The 15,288-nt window shown below is 52.5% G+C and carries 10 protein-coding genes; 7 read left to right on the top strand and 3 right to left on the bottom strand.

The window, feature by feature from the left end; all coding sequences use genetic code 11:
* Nucleotides 1-106: 106 nt before the first annotated feature.
* The 7 genes from cmoM to HV314_RS16560 all read left to right on the top strand — a co-directional run bounded on the left by cmoM (nt 107) and on the right by HV314_RS16560 (nt 10,781).
* The gene (cmoM, locus tag HV314_RS16590) at nt 107-910 is read left to right on the top strand and encodes a tRNA uridine 5-oxyacetic acid(34) methyltransferase CmoM (protein WP_181546194.1); all 804 of its coding nucleotides are present in this window, start codon (nt 107-109) and stop codon (nt 908-910) included.
* A complete protein-coding gene (mukF, locus tag HV314_RS16585) occupies nt 903-2,225 on the top strand; it encodes a chromosome partition protein MukF (RefSeq protein WP_016156123.1) in 1,323 nt (440 codons plus the stop codon). The genes cmoM and mukF overlap by 8 nt, the downstream gene beginning before the upstream one ends.
* The gene (gene mukE / locus HV314_RS16580) at nt 2,206-2,910 is read left to right on the top strand and encodes a chromosome partition protein MukE (RefSeq protein WP_016152457.1); all 705 of its coding nucleotides are present in this window, start codon (nt 2,206-2,208) and stop codon (nt 2,908-2,910) included. The genes mukF and mukE overlap by 20 nt, the downstream gene beginning before the upstream one ends.
* Nucleotides 2,910-7,370 carry a chromosome partition protein MukB gene (mukB, locus tag HV314_RS16575; RefSeq protein WP_131348228.1) on the top strand — a complete coding sequence of 1,487 codons (4,461 nt, stop codon included), beginning with the start codon at nt 2,910-2,912 and terminating at the stop codon, nt 7,368-7,370. The genes mukE and mukB overlap by 1 nt, the downstream gene beginning before the upstream one ends.
* A gap of 257 nt (nt 7,371-7,627) precedes the next feature.
* Nucleotides 7,628-9,379 (top strand): L,D-transpeptidase, encoded by a 1,752-nt coding sequence (gene ldtD / locus HV314_RS16570; RefSeq protein WP_181546192.1) that lies wholly within the window; start codon nt 7,628-7,630, stop codon nt 9,377-9,379.
* Nucleotides 9,380-9,556: 177 nt separating this feature from the next.
* On the top strand, nt 9,557-10,105 hold the full coding sequence (locus HV314_RS16565; RefSeq protein ID WP_016152461.1) for a YcbK family protein: 549 nt from the start codon (nt 9,557-9,559) through the stop codon (nt 10,103-10,105).
* A gap of 28 nt (nt 10,106-10,133) precedes the next feature.
* Nucleotides 10,134-10,781 (top strand): MBL fold metallo-hydrolase, encoded by a 648-nt coding sequence (locus tag HV314_RS16560; protein ID WP_003035823.1) that lies wholly within the window; start codon nt 10,134-10,136, stop codon nt 10,779-10,781.
* Nucleotides 10,782-10,835: 54 nt separating this feature from the next.
* Here HV314_RS16560 and aspC read toward each other — a convergent pair whose 3' ends face one another.
* The 3 genes from aspC to asnS form a co-directional block, all read right to left on the bottom strand.
* Complete coding sequence (gene aspC, locus HV314_RS16555) at nt 10,836-12,026, bottom strand: aspartate transaminase (protein WP_016152462.1); 1,191 nt, start codon at nt 12,024-12,026, stop codon at nt 10,836-10,838.
* 183 nt (nt 12,027-12,209) lie between these two features.
* Nucleotides 12,210-13,283, bottom strand: coding sequence for a porin OmpF (gene ompF, locus HV314_RS16550; protein WP_155574100.1), 1,074 nt, complete (start codon nt 13,281-13,283; stop codon nt 12,210-12,212).
* 600 nt (nt 13,284-13,883) lie between these two features.
* Nucleotides 13,884-15,284 (bottom strand): asparagine--tRNA ligase, encoded by a 1,401-nt coding sequence (gene asnS, locus HV314_RS16545; protein WP_016152464.1) that lies wholly within the window; start codon nt 15,282-15,284, stop codon nt 13,884-13,886.
* Nucleotides 15,285-15,288: the final 4 nt, after the last annotated feature.

The following is a 15,288-nucleotide window of genomic DNA, read 5'->3' as shown; positions in this document are numbered from 1 at the left end:
CAGGGGATCTGCAGGGATATTACACCAGGAAGGTTCATTCTCGGCGTGGGTGTGACAAAATAGCGGTTTTACTTAGTCACCCTAAAGCCAGTATGCGGAGAGCCCGATGCGGGATCGCAATTTTGATGACATTGCAGAGAAGTTTTCCCGTAACATTTACGGCACCACCAAAGGTCAATTAAGACAGGCTATCCTTTGGCAGGATCTGGATCGATTACTGGAAACGTTCGGTGAGCAAAAACTGCACATTCTGGATGCCGGTGGTGGTGAAGGGCAAACGGCCATCAAAATGGCGGAACGAGGACATTTCGTCACATTATGCGATCTGTCTGGCGAGATGATCGCCCGAGCGCAACAGGCGGTAGAGGCAAAAGGTGTGAGCGGGAACATGCATTTTATACAATGCGCTGCTCAGGATGTTGCTTCGCATTTGGAAAGCCCGGTTGATCTGATATTGTTTCATGCTGTGCTGGAGTGGGTGACAGATCCGGTCAACGTGTTGCAGACTCTGTGGTCAGTATTGCGTCCTGGCGGCGCGCTGTCGTTAATGTTCTACAATGCTAACGGTCTGTTGATGCATAACATGGTCGCAGGGAACTTTGACTATGTGCAGGTGGGGATGCCGAAACGTAAAAAGCGCACGCTTTCACCGGACTACCCGCGCGATCCGGGGCAGGTCTACCAGTGGCTGGACGAGATCGGTTGGCAGATAACCGGTAAAACGGGCGTCCGCGTGTTTCATGATTATCTGCGAGATAAACATAAACAGCATGACGACTTTGAAATGTTACTTGAGTTAGAAACGCGCTATTGCCGCCAGGAACCGTATATCAGCCTTGGGCGCTATATTCATGTCACCGCGATTAAAAGTTCGGCCCGAGCCGCAGATGCAAGGATAATTTATGAGTGAATTTTCCCAGACAGTCCCCGAACTGGTTGCCTGGGCCAGAAAAAATGACTTCTCCATCTCTCTGCCGGTAGACAGACTTTCGTTCCTGCTGGCGGTCGCGACCCTGAACGGTGAGCGACTTGACGGCGAGATGAGTGAAGGTGAGCTGGTGGATGCGTTCCGCCATGTGAGTGATGCGTTTGAGCAAACCAGCGAAACCATCGGCGTACGCGCCAACAACGCGATCAACGATATGGTGCGTCAACGTCTGCTGAACCGCTTTACCAGCGAGCAGGCGGAAGGCAACGCTATATATCGTTTAACGCCATTGGGAATTGGCATCACGGATTACTACATTCGTCAGCGTGAATTCTCTACGCTACGTCTTTCAATGCAGCTGTCGATTGTTGCTGGTGAACTAAAGCGCGCGGCGGATGCGGCAGCGGAAGGTGGCGATGAGTTCCACTGGCATCGCAACGTCTACGCGCCATTGAAATACTCGGTGGCGGAGATTTTCGACAGTATCGATCTGACCCAGCGCATCATGGATGAACAGCAACAGCAGGTAAAAGACGACATCGCACAGTTGCTTAATAAAGACTGGCGGGCGGCGATCTCCAGCTGTGAACTGCTGCTCTCTGAAACGTCTGGTACGCTGCGTGAACTGCAGGATACGCTGGAAGCGGCGGGGGATAAGCTACAGGCTCACCTGTTACACATCCAGGACGCCACGATGACGCATGACGATTTGCATTTCGTCGATCGGTTGGTGTTTGACTTACAAAGTAAGCTCGACCGCATTATCAGTTGGGGTCAGCAGTCCATTGATTTATGGATCGGCTACGATCGTCACGTGCATAAGTTTATCCGTACCGCGATCGATATGGATAAAAACCGCGTCTTTGCCCAGCGTCTGCGCCAGTCCGTGCAGACATACTTTGACGATCCGTGGGCGCTAACCTATGCCAACGCCGATCGTCTGCTGGATATGCGTGACGAAGAGATGGTGCTGCGTGACGAAGAGGTCACCGGCGAGCTTCCGGAAGATCTGGAATATGAAGAATTTAACGAGATCCGTGAACAGCTGGCGGCGATCATCGAAGAACAGCTGGCTATCTACAAATCCAGACAAACACCACTGGATCTCGGTTTGGTCGTGCGCGAGTATCTGGCGCAATACCCACGTGCGCGTCATTTCGACGTCGCGCGCATAGTTATCGATCAGGCGGTACGCCTTGGCGTAGCGCAAGCAGACTTCACCGGACTGCCAGCCAAATGGCAGCCGATTAATGATTACGGAGCCAAGGTACAGGCGCATGTCATTGACAAATATTGAACAAGTGATGCCGGTAAAGCTGGCGCAGGCGCTGGCGAATCCGTTATTTCCGGCGCTGGACAGCGCCTTACGTTCGGGCCGCCATATCGGTCTGGATGAACTGGATAATCATGCCTTCCTGATGGATTTTCAGGAATATTTTGAAGAGTTTTACAGCCGCTATAACGTGGAATTGATCCGTGCGCCGGAAGGGTTCTTCTACCTTCGCCCGCGTTCAACGACGCTCATTCCCCGTTCGGTCCTGTCTGAACTGGACATGATGGTCGGTAAAATTCTTTGCTATCTCTATCTCAGCCCGGAACGCCTGGCGAACGAAGGGATTTTTACCCAGCAAGAGTTGTACGACGAGCTGCTAACGCTGGCTGATGAAGCGAAGCTGCTGAAACTGGTGAACAACCGTTCAACCGGTTCGGATGTTGATCGCCAGAAGCTACAGGAAAAAGTTCGTTCTTCGCTAAACCGTCTGCGCCGTTTAGGCATGGTGTGGTTTATGGGTCACGACAGCAGCAAATTCCGTATTACGGAATCAGTCTTCCGCTTTGGCGCGGATGTGCGCAGCGGTGACGATCCGCGCGAAGCGCAGCGTCGCTTAATTCGTGATGGCGAAGCGATGCCGGTCGAGAACCGCCTGCAGCTCAACGATGAGCCCGAAGAGAATCAGCCGGACAGTGGAGAAGAAGAATAATGATTGAACGCGGTAAATTTCGCTCACTTACGCTGATTAACTGGAATGGTTTTTTTGCCCGTACATTCGACCTTGATGAACTGGTTACCACGTTGTCCGGCGGTAACGGTGCGGGTAAGTCCACCACCATGGCGGCATTTGTTACAGCGCTCATCCCGGACTTAACCCTGCTGCATTTCCGTAACACCACCGAAGCCGGTGCAACCAGTGGTTCACGTGATAAGGGCCTGCACGGTAAGTTGAAAGCGGGCGTCTGTTACTCAATGCTCGACGTCCTCAACTCGCGCCATCAGCGCGTGGTCGTGGGGGTGCGTCTGCAACAGGTTGCCGGTCGTGATCGTAAAGTGGATATCAAACCGTTTGCCATTCAGGGGCTGCCGATGTCGGTGCAGCCAACCCAACTGGTGACGGAAACGCTGAATGAACGCCAGGCGCGCGTGCTGTCCCTCTCTGAGCTGAAAGAGAAGCTTGATGAGATGGAAGGCGTGCAGTTTAAACAGTTCAACTCAATCACCGATTATCACTCACTGATGTTCGATCTGGGCATCATCGCCCGTCGTCTGCGTTCCGCGTCTGACCGTAGTAAATTCTATCGTCTGATTGAAGCCTCGCTGTACGGCGGGATCTCCAGTGCCATTACCCGTTCACTGCGTGACTACCTGCTGCCGGAAAACAGCGGCGTACGTAAAGCCTTCCAGGATATGGAAGCTGCGCTGCGTGAAAACCGCATGACGCTGGAAGCGATTCGCGTAACTCAGTCTGACCGCGATCTGTTTAAGCATTTGATCAGCGAAGCGACCAACTATGTGGCCGCGGATTATATGCGTCACGCCAACGAACGTCGTATCCATCTTGATAAAGCGCTGGAATATCGTCGTGAGCTGCATACTTCACGTAAGCAGCTGGCCGCGGAGCAGTATAAGCACGTGGATATGGCGCGCGAACTGGGCGAGCATAACGGCGCGGAAGGCGATCTGGAAGCTGATTACCAGGCCGCGAGCGATCACCTGAATCTGGTGCAAACCGCTCTGCGTCAGCAGGAAAAAATTGAACGCTACGAAGCGGATCTCGAAGAACTGCAGGTCCGTCTCGAAGAACAAAATGAGGTGGTCGCGGAAGCCGTTGACCGCCAGGATGAAAACGAAGCCCGCGCAGAAGCCGCGGAACTGGAAGTGGATGAGCTGAAAAGCCAGCTTGCCGATTATCAGCAAGCGCTGGACGTCCAGCAAACGCGAGCCATCCAATATACCCAGGCGATCCAGGCGCTGAATCGGGCGAAAGAGCTCTGCCACTTACCGGATCTGACCGCCGACAGTGCTGCTGAATGGCTGGAAACCTTCCAGGCTAAAGAGCAGGAAGCCACTGAAAAACTGCTGACGCTGGAACAAAAAATGAGCGTGGCGCAAACTGCGCACAGCCAGTTCGAACAGGCTTATCAGCTGGTGGCGGCTATCAATGGCCCGCTGGCGCGTGGTGAAGCCTGGAGCGTGGCGCGTGAACTGCTGCGGGAAGGCGTTGAACAGCGCCACCTGGCGGAACAGGTTCAGCCGTTGCGTATGCGACTCAGCGAACTGGAGCAGCGTCTGCGCGAACAGCAAGATGCCGAGCGTCTGCTGGCTGAATTCTGCAAGCGTCAGGGTAAACAGTTCGATATCGATGAGCTGGAAGCGCTGCACCAGGAACTGGAAGCACGCATCGCCGCCTTGTCGGACAGCGTCTCTTCTGCCAGCGAACAGCGTATGACGTTGCGTCAGGAGCAGGAACAGCTGCAGTCTCGTATCCAGCATCTGATGAAACGTGCGCCTGTCTGGCTGGCCGCGCAGAATAGCCTGAATCAGCTTAGCGAGCAGTGTGGCGAAGAGTTTACCTCCAGCCAGGACGTGACCGAGTATCTGCAACAACTGCTGGAGCGCGAGCGTGAAGCCATTGTTGAGCGTGATGAAGTCGGTGCGCGCAAAAATGCAGTTGATGAAGAAATTGAACGTTTAAGTCAGCCGGGCGGGGCGGAAGATCAGCGTCTGAACGCGCTGGCGGAGCGCTTCGGCGGCGTTCTGCTGTCAGAAATCTATGACGACGTTAGCCTTGAAGATGCGCCGTACTTCTCTGCGCTGTACGGTCCTTCGCGTCATGCCATCGTGGTGCCGGATCTGACGCTGATTACCGAGCAGCTTGAAGGGCTGACGGATTGTCCGGAAGATCTCTATTTCATCGAAGGGGATCCGCAGTCGTTTGATGACAGCGTTTTCAGCGTTGATGAGCTGGAAAAAGCAGTAGTGGTGAAAACCGCCGAGCGTCAGTGGCGTTATTCCCGCTTCCCGACGGTGCCGATTTTTGGCCGTGCAGCGCGCGAAAGCCGTATCGAAACCCTGCATGCTGAGCGTGAAGGGCTGTCTGAACGTTTCGCAACGCTCTCCTTTGACGTCCAGAAAACCCAGCGTCTGCATCAGGCGTTCAGTCGTTTCATTGGCAGTCATTTGTCGGTGGCGTTTGAAGCCGATCCTGAAGCGGAAATCCGCCAACTGAATGGCCGTCGCGTTGAACTGGAACGTGCGCTGACCAATCATGAAAATGATAATCAGCAAAGCCGTATGCAGTTTGAGCAGGCGAAAGAGGGGGTCTCTGCTCTTAACCGCCTTCTCCCGCGTTTGAATCTGCTGGCGGATGACACGCTGGCCGATCGCGTGGACGAAATTCGTGAGCGCCTGGATGAAGCCCAGGAAGCAGCGCGTTTTGTACAGCAACATGGCAACCAGTTAGCCAAACTGGAACCGATTGTTTCGGTCCTGCAAAATGACCCTGAGCAGTTTGAACAACTGAAGGAAGACTACGCGTATTCCCAACAGATGCAGCGCGATGCGCGTCAGCAAGCTTTTGCCCTGACCGAAGTGGTGCAGCGCCGGGCGCACTTTAGCTATTCCGACTCTGCTGAAATGCTTAGCGGCAACAGCGATCTGAACGAAAAACTGCGTGAGCGCCTGGAACAGGCGGAAGCTGAACGTACCCGCGCCCGTGAAGCGCTACGCAGTCACGCTGCACAGTTAAGCCAGTACAACCAGGTCATGGCGTCGCTGAAAAGCTCCTATGACACCAAAAAAGAGCTGCTTAACGATTTACAACGTGAACTGCAGGATATTGGCGTTCGTGCGGACAGCGGTGCCGAAGAGCGCGCGCGTATTCGTCGTGATGAACTGCATGCGCAGCTCAGCAACAACCGTGCGCGCCGTAACCAACTGGAAAAAGCGTTGACCTTCTGCGAAGCGGAGATGGAAAACCTGACCCGCAGGTTGCGCAAGCTGGAACGTGATTATTTTGAAATGCGCGAGCAGGTGGTTACCGCGAAAGCCGGATGGTGTGCGGTGATGCGGATGGTGAAAGATAACGGCGTTGAACGCCGCCTGCACCGTCGTGAGCTGGCGTATCTTTCCGGTGATGAACTGCGCTCGATGTCGGATAAGGCGCTCGGTGCGCTGCGCCTGGCGGTTGCGGATAACGAACACCTGCGTGATGTACTGCGCATGTCTGAAGATCCAAAACGTCCAGAGCGTAAAATTCAGTTCTTTGTCGCGGTTTATCAGCATCTGCGTGAACGTATTCGTCAGGATATCATCCGTACCGACGATCCGGTTGAAGCGATCGAACAGATGGAGATTGAGCTGAGCCGTCTGACGGAAGAATTAACGTCCCGCGAACAGAAACTGGCGATCAGCTCTCGCAGCGTGGCGAATATCATTCGTAAGACCATTCAGCGCGAACAGAACCGTATTCGCATGCTGAACCAGGGGCTGCAAAGCGTGTCGTTTGGCCAGGTAAACAGCGTTCGTCTGAACGTCAACGTACGCGAGACGCATGCTACCTTGCTGGACGTGCTTTCCGAACAGCATGAGCAGCACCAGGATCTGTTTAACAGCAATCGTCTGACCTTCTCTGAAGCGCTGGCGAAGTTGTATCAGCGTCTGAATCCGCAGATTGATATGGGGCAACGTACGCCGCAAACCATTGGTGAAGAGCTGCTGGATTACCGTAACTATCTGGAAATGGAAGTTGAAGTTAACCGTGGCTCTGACGGCTGGCTGCGTGCTGAATCTGGCGCGCTGTCAACGGGTGAAGCGATCGGGACCGGGATGTCTATTCTGGTGATGGTTGTGCAAAGCTGGGAAGACGAAGGGCGTAGACTGCGTGGGAAAGATATTTCTCCTTGCCGTCTGCTGTTCCTGGATGAAGCTGCGCGACTTGATGCACGCTCTATCGCGACTCTGTTTGAACTGTGCGAGCGTCTGCAAATGCAGCTGATTATCGCAGCCCCAGAAAACATTAGCCCGGAGAAAGGCACCACCTACAAACTAGTGCGTAAAGTCTTCCAGAATACCGAACACGTTCACGTGGTAGGTCTGCGCGGGTTTGCGCCTCAGTTACCTGAGCCGCTGCCTGGCACCGAAGATGCCTCCTCGCAGGCAAGCTAAATAAAAGGCGGCTAAATGGCCGCCTTCTTTTTTTTCCGGAAACTCTCAATAACTGGTGTAATTTCTTTAAACTTCTTTACATTAGGTTAGGCAAAAATTTTTTCATGTTTATATACTAAAGGTAAGCCTAACGCGTCACAGGCTTGCTCGTCATACTTCAGCTTGTATTGGCGTTTTAAAGGTTCGGCCCCGCCAAAATAAGGGGAAGAAATACGGCCTGGCTACTCAAAGTATGATAAAAAAACAGGGGGCAAGGGATGTTGCTTAATAAAATGTGTGGTCGTCGGCTGTCGGCAATTAGTTTGTGCCTGGCCGTAACATTCGCTCCACTGTTCAATGCGCAGGCCGATGAGCCTGAAATGATCCCTGGCGATAGCTCAGCGACCGTCAGTGAACAGCCAACAGCGTTATCACAGCCGCAGGCTCAATCTTCCGCGACGGCTATCATGGCAGGTATCCAACCACTGCCCGAGGGCGTGTCAGTTGATAAAGCCCGCGCCGAATTACAATCTCAACTTCCAGCGGGCTTCACACCGGTTTATATGAGCCAACTGGAACTGCTGTATGCCGCACGCGAAATGAAACCGATGTGGGAAAATCGTGATGCGGTAAAAGCCTTTCAGCAACAGTTAGCTGAAGTGGCGATTGCCGGCTTTCAGCCGCAGTTCACCACCTGGGTCGCTTTACTGACTGACCCGGCAGTAACCGGTCAGGCGCGAGATATCGTGCTCTCAGATGCGATGATGGGGTATCTGCACTTTATTGCCAACATCCCCGTCAAAGGTAATCGCTGGCTCTATAGCGATAAGCCCTATGCGCTGACGACGCCGCCGATTTCCGTGATCAACCAATGGCAAGTCGCGCTGGATGACGGTCAACTGACTTCGTTTGTCGCCAGCCTGGCACCGCAACATCCGCAGTACGCAGCCATGCATGAATCGCTGCTCAAGCTGGTGGGCGATACGCGGCCCTGGCCGCAACTGACCAGTACCGCGACGCTGCGTCCGGGGGAGTGGAGTAAGGATATCCCTGCGCTGCGTGAAATTTTGCGCCGCACCGGGATGCTGGAGTCTGTTGTCAGTACGGCTGCCAAAGAAGGCCGTAGCGCTTACGATCGTGAACTTGTTGACGCGGTTAAGCGTTTTCAGACGTGGCAGGGGCTTGGGGCCGATGGCGCGATTGGCCCAGCCACGCGTGACTGGCTGAACGTGACGCCCGCTCAACGTGCGGGCGTGCTGGCGTTAAATATTCAGCGCTTGCGCCTGCTGCCGGGTACGCTGTCTACCGGTATCATGGTGAATATTCCTGCCTACTCGCTGGTGTATTATCAAAACGGCAATCAGGTGCTGGCCTCGCGCGTTATCGTGGGACGTCCCGATCGTAAAACGCCGATGATGAGCAGTGCGCTGAATAACGTGGTCGTTAACCCGCCGTGGAACGTGCCGCCGACGCTGGCCCGGAAGGATATTCTGCCTAAGGTTTGGAATGACCCAGGGTATCTTGAGCGTCACGGCTATACCGTAATGCGCGGCTGGAACAGCAAAGAGACGATAGATCCGTGGCAGGTTGACTGGGCCACCATCACCGCCTCCAATCTGCCGTTCCGCTTCCAGCAGGCTCCGGGAGCGCGTAACTCGCTCGGACGCTATAAATTCAATATGCCGAGTTCGGATGCTATTTATCTGCACGATACGCCGAACCACACTCTGTTTCAGAAGGATTCGCGGGCGTTAAGCTCCGGCTGCGTGCGCGTGAACAAGGCATCTGAGCTGGCGAATATGCTGCTACAGGATGCGGGGTGGAATGATACGCGCATCTCGGATGCCCTGAAGCAAGGGGATACAAGGTACGTGAATATTCGCCAGAATATCCCCGTCAACCTCTACTATCTGACCGCATTTGTTGGCCCGGATGGTCGCACGCAGTATCGTACAGATATTTACAATTACGATCAGACAGCGCGATCCAGTGCACAAATTGTGTCAAAAGCTGAACAATTAATCAGATAAATGAAGCAGTTCGAGGAAAATAATTGTCGTAAGTTATGCTGGAAACGGGGCGAAATGGCTGCAAGCCCCGTATTTCCTGGGGTTGGGAGCCTTGACGTGGACTACTTAGCCAGATAAGGTTTCCCGCGTGCGCTAGAGCATACATACGATAACATTGACCTTGTAGACCTTAAAACCATGGACAAATTTGACGCTAATCGCCGCAAACTGCTGGCGCTTGGTGGCATTGCCCTCGGCGCTGCCATCCTGCCTACGCCTGCGTTTGCTACACTCTCTACCCCACGTCCGCGCATTTTGACTCTGAATAACCTGCATACCGGTGAGTCAATAAAAGCAGAGTTTTTTGATGGCAGGGGCTATATTCAGGACGAATTAGCTAAACTTAATCACTTTTTCCGTGATTTTCGTGCGAATAAAGTGAAATCCATCGATCCGGGATTGTTCGATCAACTCTTCCGTCTGCAGGGCCTGCTGGGCACGCGTAAACCCGTACAGCTTATTTCTGGTTACCGCTCTATTGATACCAATAATGAATTACGTGCGCACAGCCGCGGTGTGGCAAAGAAAAGCTACCACACGAAAGGGCAGGCCATGGATTTCCATATTGAAGGCATCGCATTAAGTAATATTCGCAAAGCTGCGTTATCTATGCGCGCAGGTGGTGTAGGATACTACCCACGCAGTAACTTTGTGCATATTGACACCGGACCGGCGCGTCATTGGTGATCCATAAGCTTAATGAAACAGGAGCCGTATGAACTATCGTATTATTCCGGTCACTGCATTCGCCCAGAACTGCTCGTTAATCTGGTGTGAGCAAACCCGTCTGGCTGCGCTGGTCGATCCCGGCGGCGATGCTGAGAAAATCAAACAGGAAGTCGATGCCAGTGGCCTGACGCTAATGCAGATCCTGCTCACCCATGGTCATCTTGATCACGTAGGTGCGGCGGCTGAACTGGCACAGCATTATGGTGTACCGGTTATTGGTCCGGAAAAAGAAGATGAGTTCTGGTTACAAGGACTTCCTGCTCAGAGTCGCATGTTTGGCCTGGGCGATTGTGAGCCGCTGACGCCCGATCGCTGGTTGAATGAAGGCGACCGGGTAAGCGTGGGTAACGTGACGTTGCAGGTACTGCATTGCCCGGGCCACACGCCGGGACATGTGGTCTTCTTTGATGAACAATCAAAGCTACTGATTTCTGGTGACGTGATCTTCAAAGGCGGCGTTGGGCGCAGCGATTTTCCTCGCGGAGATCATAGTCAATTGATTGATTCGATTAAACGTAAACTGTTGCCGTTGGGCGATGACGTGACGTTTATTCCGGGTCACGGCCCACTTTCGACGTTGGGCAACGAACGGCTACATAATCCGTTCCTGCAGGATGAAATGCCAGTCTGGTAACACCGCAGATAAATGAAAAAGGCCGCTATTGCGGCCTTTTTAGTACGCGATAGATTACAGTACTGCGACAATCGCTTCGCACAGCGGCGCCATGTTATCTGGCGTCATTCCTGCTACGTTCACACGTCCGGAAGCGACGGCATAGACACCAAACTCTTCACGCAGACGCAGAACCTGCTCTTTGGTCAGGCCGCTGAATGAGAACATGCCGTTCTGTTTGATGATAAAGCTGAAGTCGCGGTTCGCACCTTTCTCTTGCAGCGTATTCACAAACAGCAAACGCATGCGTTGGATGCGTTGACGCATATCAGTCAGTTCCTGCTCCCAGATAGCGCGCAGGGCATCGTTGCTCAGGATGGTTGCCACAACCGACGCACCGTGTGCTGGTGGGTTGGAATAGTTGGCACGAATGACGGATTTCATCTGGCTAAACGCGCGGTCGACGGTTTCAGCATCGGCTGCAACCAGCGTACAGGCGCCTACGCGCTCATTGTACAGACCAAAGTTCTTGGAGTAGGAGCTGGCGACGATCAGCTCTTTGTGCAGCGCAGCGAATGCGCGCAGACCTTCTGCATCTTCTTCCAGACCGCGGGCAAAGCCCTGGTATGCGAAGTCAAACAGCGGCAACCAACCTTTTTCGACAGAAAGCTGAGCCAGCGTTTGCCACTGCTCCAGCGTAGGATCGATACCGGTTGGGTTATGGCAGCAGCCGTGGAATAACACCACGTCGCCAGCCTGCGCTTCGCTGAGGCTTGCCAGTAGCGCATCAAAGTCTAATGAGTGGTTCGCTGCATCGTAATAGTTGTATTCACGAACTTCCAGACCGGCAGAGTTAAAGACGCTCTTATGGTTTGGCCAGCTTGGATTGCTCACCCATACGCGTTTAGCTGAGGTGTTTTTTGCCAGGAAATCAGCGGCCACACGCAGTGCGCCAGTGCCGCCAGGGGTCTGTGCTGTACGCGCACGTTTGTCGTTGATAAGCGAACTTTCTTTACCAAACAGTAATTCCTGAGTGCAGCGGCCAAACTCTGGAATACCGTCGATGCCAAGGTAATTTTTGGTGGTTTCATTTTCCAGTATATATTGCTCGGCTTTTTTAACGCTGGTCAGTACCGGCGTTTTGCCTGTCTCATCTTTATATACACCGATCCCAAGGTTTATTTTTCCTGGGCGGTCATCGGCACGAAACAAATCAGCCAGACCCAAAATGGGGTCGGCAGGAGCGGCAGTAATGTTCTCAAACATGACGAGGTTCCATAGTGATTACAGAAGGGAAGTCCGCTATCAGGTTAACGGTAGATTTACAAAATGCCAACCGTTACTGACGAAAAGCCGAGGTGTTTTTTTAAGACGCAAGAATCCGCTAGCAGAGATAAAAAAACAGGACCGAAGTCCTGTTTTTTAGGCATTTAACAAAGAGGTCTGCTATTAGAACTGGTAAACGATACCCACTGCAACGGTGTCGTCAGAGCCTACGCCCAGTTTGTTGTCAGAATCGATCTGGTTGATGATGTAATCAACATAGGTGGACATGTTTTTGTTGAAGTAGTAAGTCGCACCCACTTCGAAGTAGTTCACCAGATCTACGTCGCCGATTCCTTCGATGTCCTTACCTTTAGATTTGGTATAGGCGAGGGACGGACGCAGGCCGAAGTCGAACTGGTACTGAGCAACCAACAGGACGTCTTCAGTTTTGTTAGCATAACCGTTAGAGATACGGGTTGCGTTACGGGTTTCGCTGTAGTTCGCCGCCAGGTAGATGTTGTTAGCATCGTATTTCACGCCGGTCGCCCACTGCTCAGCTTTCGCGCCGCGACCGTAGGTCAGCTGCTCTTGCGCGTTGGTACGGTCAGCTGCACCGTAAGCACCTACGATACCGAAACCATCCATTTCGTAGCTTACGGAACCGCCAACGCCGTCACCGTTAGAGCGACGTGCGTCATCACGCTCGTTTTTGCCCAGGTACTGAACAGCGAAGTTCAGGCCTTCAACCAAACCGAAGAAGTTAGAGTTACGGTAAGTTGCGAGACCGCCGTTACGCTGGGAGAAGAACTGGTCGGAAGCAGCAGTGTCACCACCGAATTCTGGCAGCATATCGGTGTAACCCAGTGCATCGTAAACGACGCCGTAGTTACGACCGTAATCGAAGGAGCCTGCATCACCGAATTTCAGACCGGCAAACGCCAGACGGGTTTTGTTGCCATTCTGAGCATCATCACCGCCTTCAGAGTTATTGCCACTGAACTGGTATTCCCACTGGCCGTAACCGGTCAGTTGGTCGTTAATCTGAGTTTCCCCTTTGAAACCAAGACGGGCGTAAGTCTGATCGCCATTAGGTGCGTAGGCATTGTCACCGTTGTGCTTGGAAAAATAGTGCAGACCTACTGCTTTACCGTACAGGTCTACTTTGTTGCCATCTTTGTTATAGATTTCTGCAGCGTTAGCTGCCCCGGCTACCAGCAGAGCAGGGATAACCACTGCCAGAATATTGCGCTTCATCATTATTTATTACCCTCATCGGTTTTTATATGACACCTGCCACTGCCGCCAATAATTTCCGTCAATAAAAATTTACGGAACTATTGATGAGAGTTTGGTGTCTTTATGTGTCTGACAGGCATCTTTCCATTCAAACTATCGTTTCGCTACCGTCAAAGTGCTACAAATATAAAGATTTGGTTTCAAAAAGAAAAAGTGTGTAACAAAATGTTATTTTTGTGCGACTTTGTGAACAACTTCAAATTTCAGATGTCCGTGCGCTAAAAATCACCACTTCTATTTCTATTTATATGATTTTCTTATATTTAATTTAGATAAACTCCTTTTTTCTCTGTTCTGCCATAAAGTTCATGGTTTACAGATAGCTATTTCTGGACGTCTGGAATGCCGTGCAAATGGTCAGAAAATGTACTATTTAATCAGAAAATGCTAATCCACAATAAAAGTGCTGATTTTTTTTTGTTCAAATATGTTGCGGTGAAATATTACGTAACAGGAAGGGGGAAGGCGAAGGGTTGTGTTAAACGCGGGAGGGGGATCCCAAAACGTGAAGCGGTGACAAAAAAAGCCAGCAATGCTGGCTTTTGTATCAAAAATGCAGGGTTAGAACGTGGCGTTACGCGGGGTACGCGGGAACGGAATAACGTCACGGACGTTCTGCACGCCGGTAACGTAAGCGATCAAACGCTCAAAGCCCAAACCGAAGCCGGAATGTGGAACGGTACCGTAGCGACGCAGGTCGCGATACCACCAGTAATCTTCTTTGTTCAGACCCATTTCCAGCATACGGGCATCCAGTACGTCCAGACGCTCTTCACGCTGAGAACCACCGATGATTTCACCGATTCCTGGAGCCAGTACGTCCATTGCTGCAACGGTTTTACCGTCTTCGTTAAGGCGCATATAAAACGCTTTGATATCTTTCGGGTAGTTTTTAACGACGACCGGCGCTTTAAAGTGCTCTTCAGCAAGGTAACGTTCGTGCTCAGAAGAGAGATCCACACCCCAGTAAACCGGGTTTTCGAACTGTTTGCCGCATTTTTCCAGAATGCTTACCGCGTCGGTGTAATCCACCTGCGCGAAGTCAGCCTCAATGAAACGTTCCAGGCGTGAAATCGCGTCTTTGTCGACACGTTCGGCGAAGAATTTCATATCATCCGCACGCTCAGCCAGTACGGCTTTGAACGCGTACTTCAGCATCGCTTCAGCCAGGCCTGCAACATCGTTCAGGTCGGCGAAAGCCACTTCCGGTTCCAGCATCCAGAACTCTGCCAGGTGACGACTGGTATTAGAGTTTTCTGCACGGAACGTCGGGCCAAAGGTATAAATTTTGGACAGAGCACAGGCGTAGGTTTCGCCGTTCAGCTGACCGGAAACGGTCAGGAAAGCTTCTTTACCAAAGAAGTCTTTGTCGAAATCGACTTTGCCCTGATCGTTACGCGGCAGGTTTTCCAGATCCAGCGTAGACACGCGGAACATTTCACCGGCACCTTCCGTATCGGAAGCGGTGATCAGCGGAGTCGATACCCAAAAGAAACCCTGCTCGTGGAAGAAGCGATGCAGCGCTTGCGCCAGCGTATGACGTACACGCGCGACGGCACCAATCATGTTGGTACGTGGGCGCATGTGCGCCACTTCACGCAGATACTCAATGCTGTGACGCTTAGCCGCCATTGGATAGGTATCAGGATCTTCAACCCAGCCGGCTACTTCAACCTCAGTGGCCTGAATTTCAAAGCTCTGTCCTTGTCCAGGAGATGCAACGACTTTACCCGTTACGATAACTGAACAACCCGTCGTCAGGCGCAGTACGTCCTGATTGTAATTGGGCAGAGAATTATTGATGACGGCCTGTACAGGATCAAAGCAGGAACCGTCATAAACGGCGAGGAAGGAGATGCCAGCTTTTGAATCTCGGCGGGTACGCACCCATCCGCGCACGGTGACTTCGCTGTCAACGGCTACGCGGCCCTGGAGTACGTCGGCTACAGGCACAACGCTCATAATA

Origin of the sequence: Citrobacter sp. RHBSTW-00887 (assembly GCF_013728095.1) — a bacterium.
Taxonomy (GTDB): domain Bacteria; phylum Pseudomonadota; class Gammaproteobacteria; order Enterobacterales; family Enterobacteriaceae; genus Citrobacter; species Citrobacter braakii.
Note: the sequence above shows the minus strand (reverse complement) of the source record. Positions and strands in the feature narration are given on the sequence as shown.

Bases quoted from the DNA above. Each gene is read 5' to 3' on its own strand.
- cmoM (WP_181546194.1), top strand. From the start codon at position 107: ATGCGGGATCGCAATTTTGATGACATTGCAGAGAAGTTTTCCCGTAAC.
- mukF (WP_016156123.1), top strand. From the start codon at position 903: ATGAGTGAATTTTCCCAGACAGTCCCCGAACTGGTTGCCTGGGCCAGA.
- mukE (WP_016152457.1), top strand. From the start codon at position 2,206: ATGTCATTGACAAATATTGAACAAGTGATGCCGGTAAAGCTGGCGCAG.
- mukB (WP_131348228.1), top strand. From the start codon at position 2,910: ATGATTGAACGCGGTAAATTTCGCTCACTTACGCTGATTAACTGGAAT.
- ldtD (WP_181546192.1), top strand. From the start codon at position 7,628: ATGTTGCTTAATAAAATGTGTGGTCGTCGGCTGTCGGCAATTAGTTTG.
- HV314_RS16565 (WP_016152461.1), top strand. From the start codon at position 9,557: ATGGACAAATTTGACGCTAATCGCCGCAAACTGCTGGCGCTTGGTGGC.
- HV314_RS16560 (WP_003035823.1), top strand. From the start codon at position 10,134: ATGAACTATCGTATTATTCCGGTCACTGCATTCGCCCAGAACTGCTCG.
- aspC (WP_016152462.1), bottom strand. From the start codon at position 12,026: ATGTTTGAGAACATTACTGCCGCTCCTGCCGACCCCATTTTGGGTCTG.
- ompF (WP_155574100.1), bottom strand. From the start codon at position 13,283: ATGATGAAGCGCAATATTCTGGCAGTGGTTATCCCTGCTCTGCTGGTA.
- asnS (WP_016152464.1), bottom strand. From the start codon at position 15,284: ATGAGCGTTGTGCCTGTAGCCGACGTACTCCAGGGCCGCGTAGCCGTT.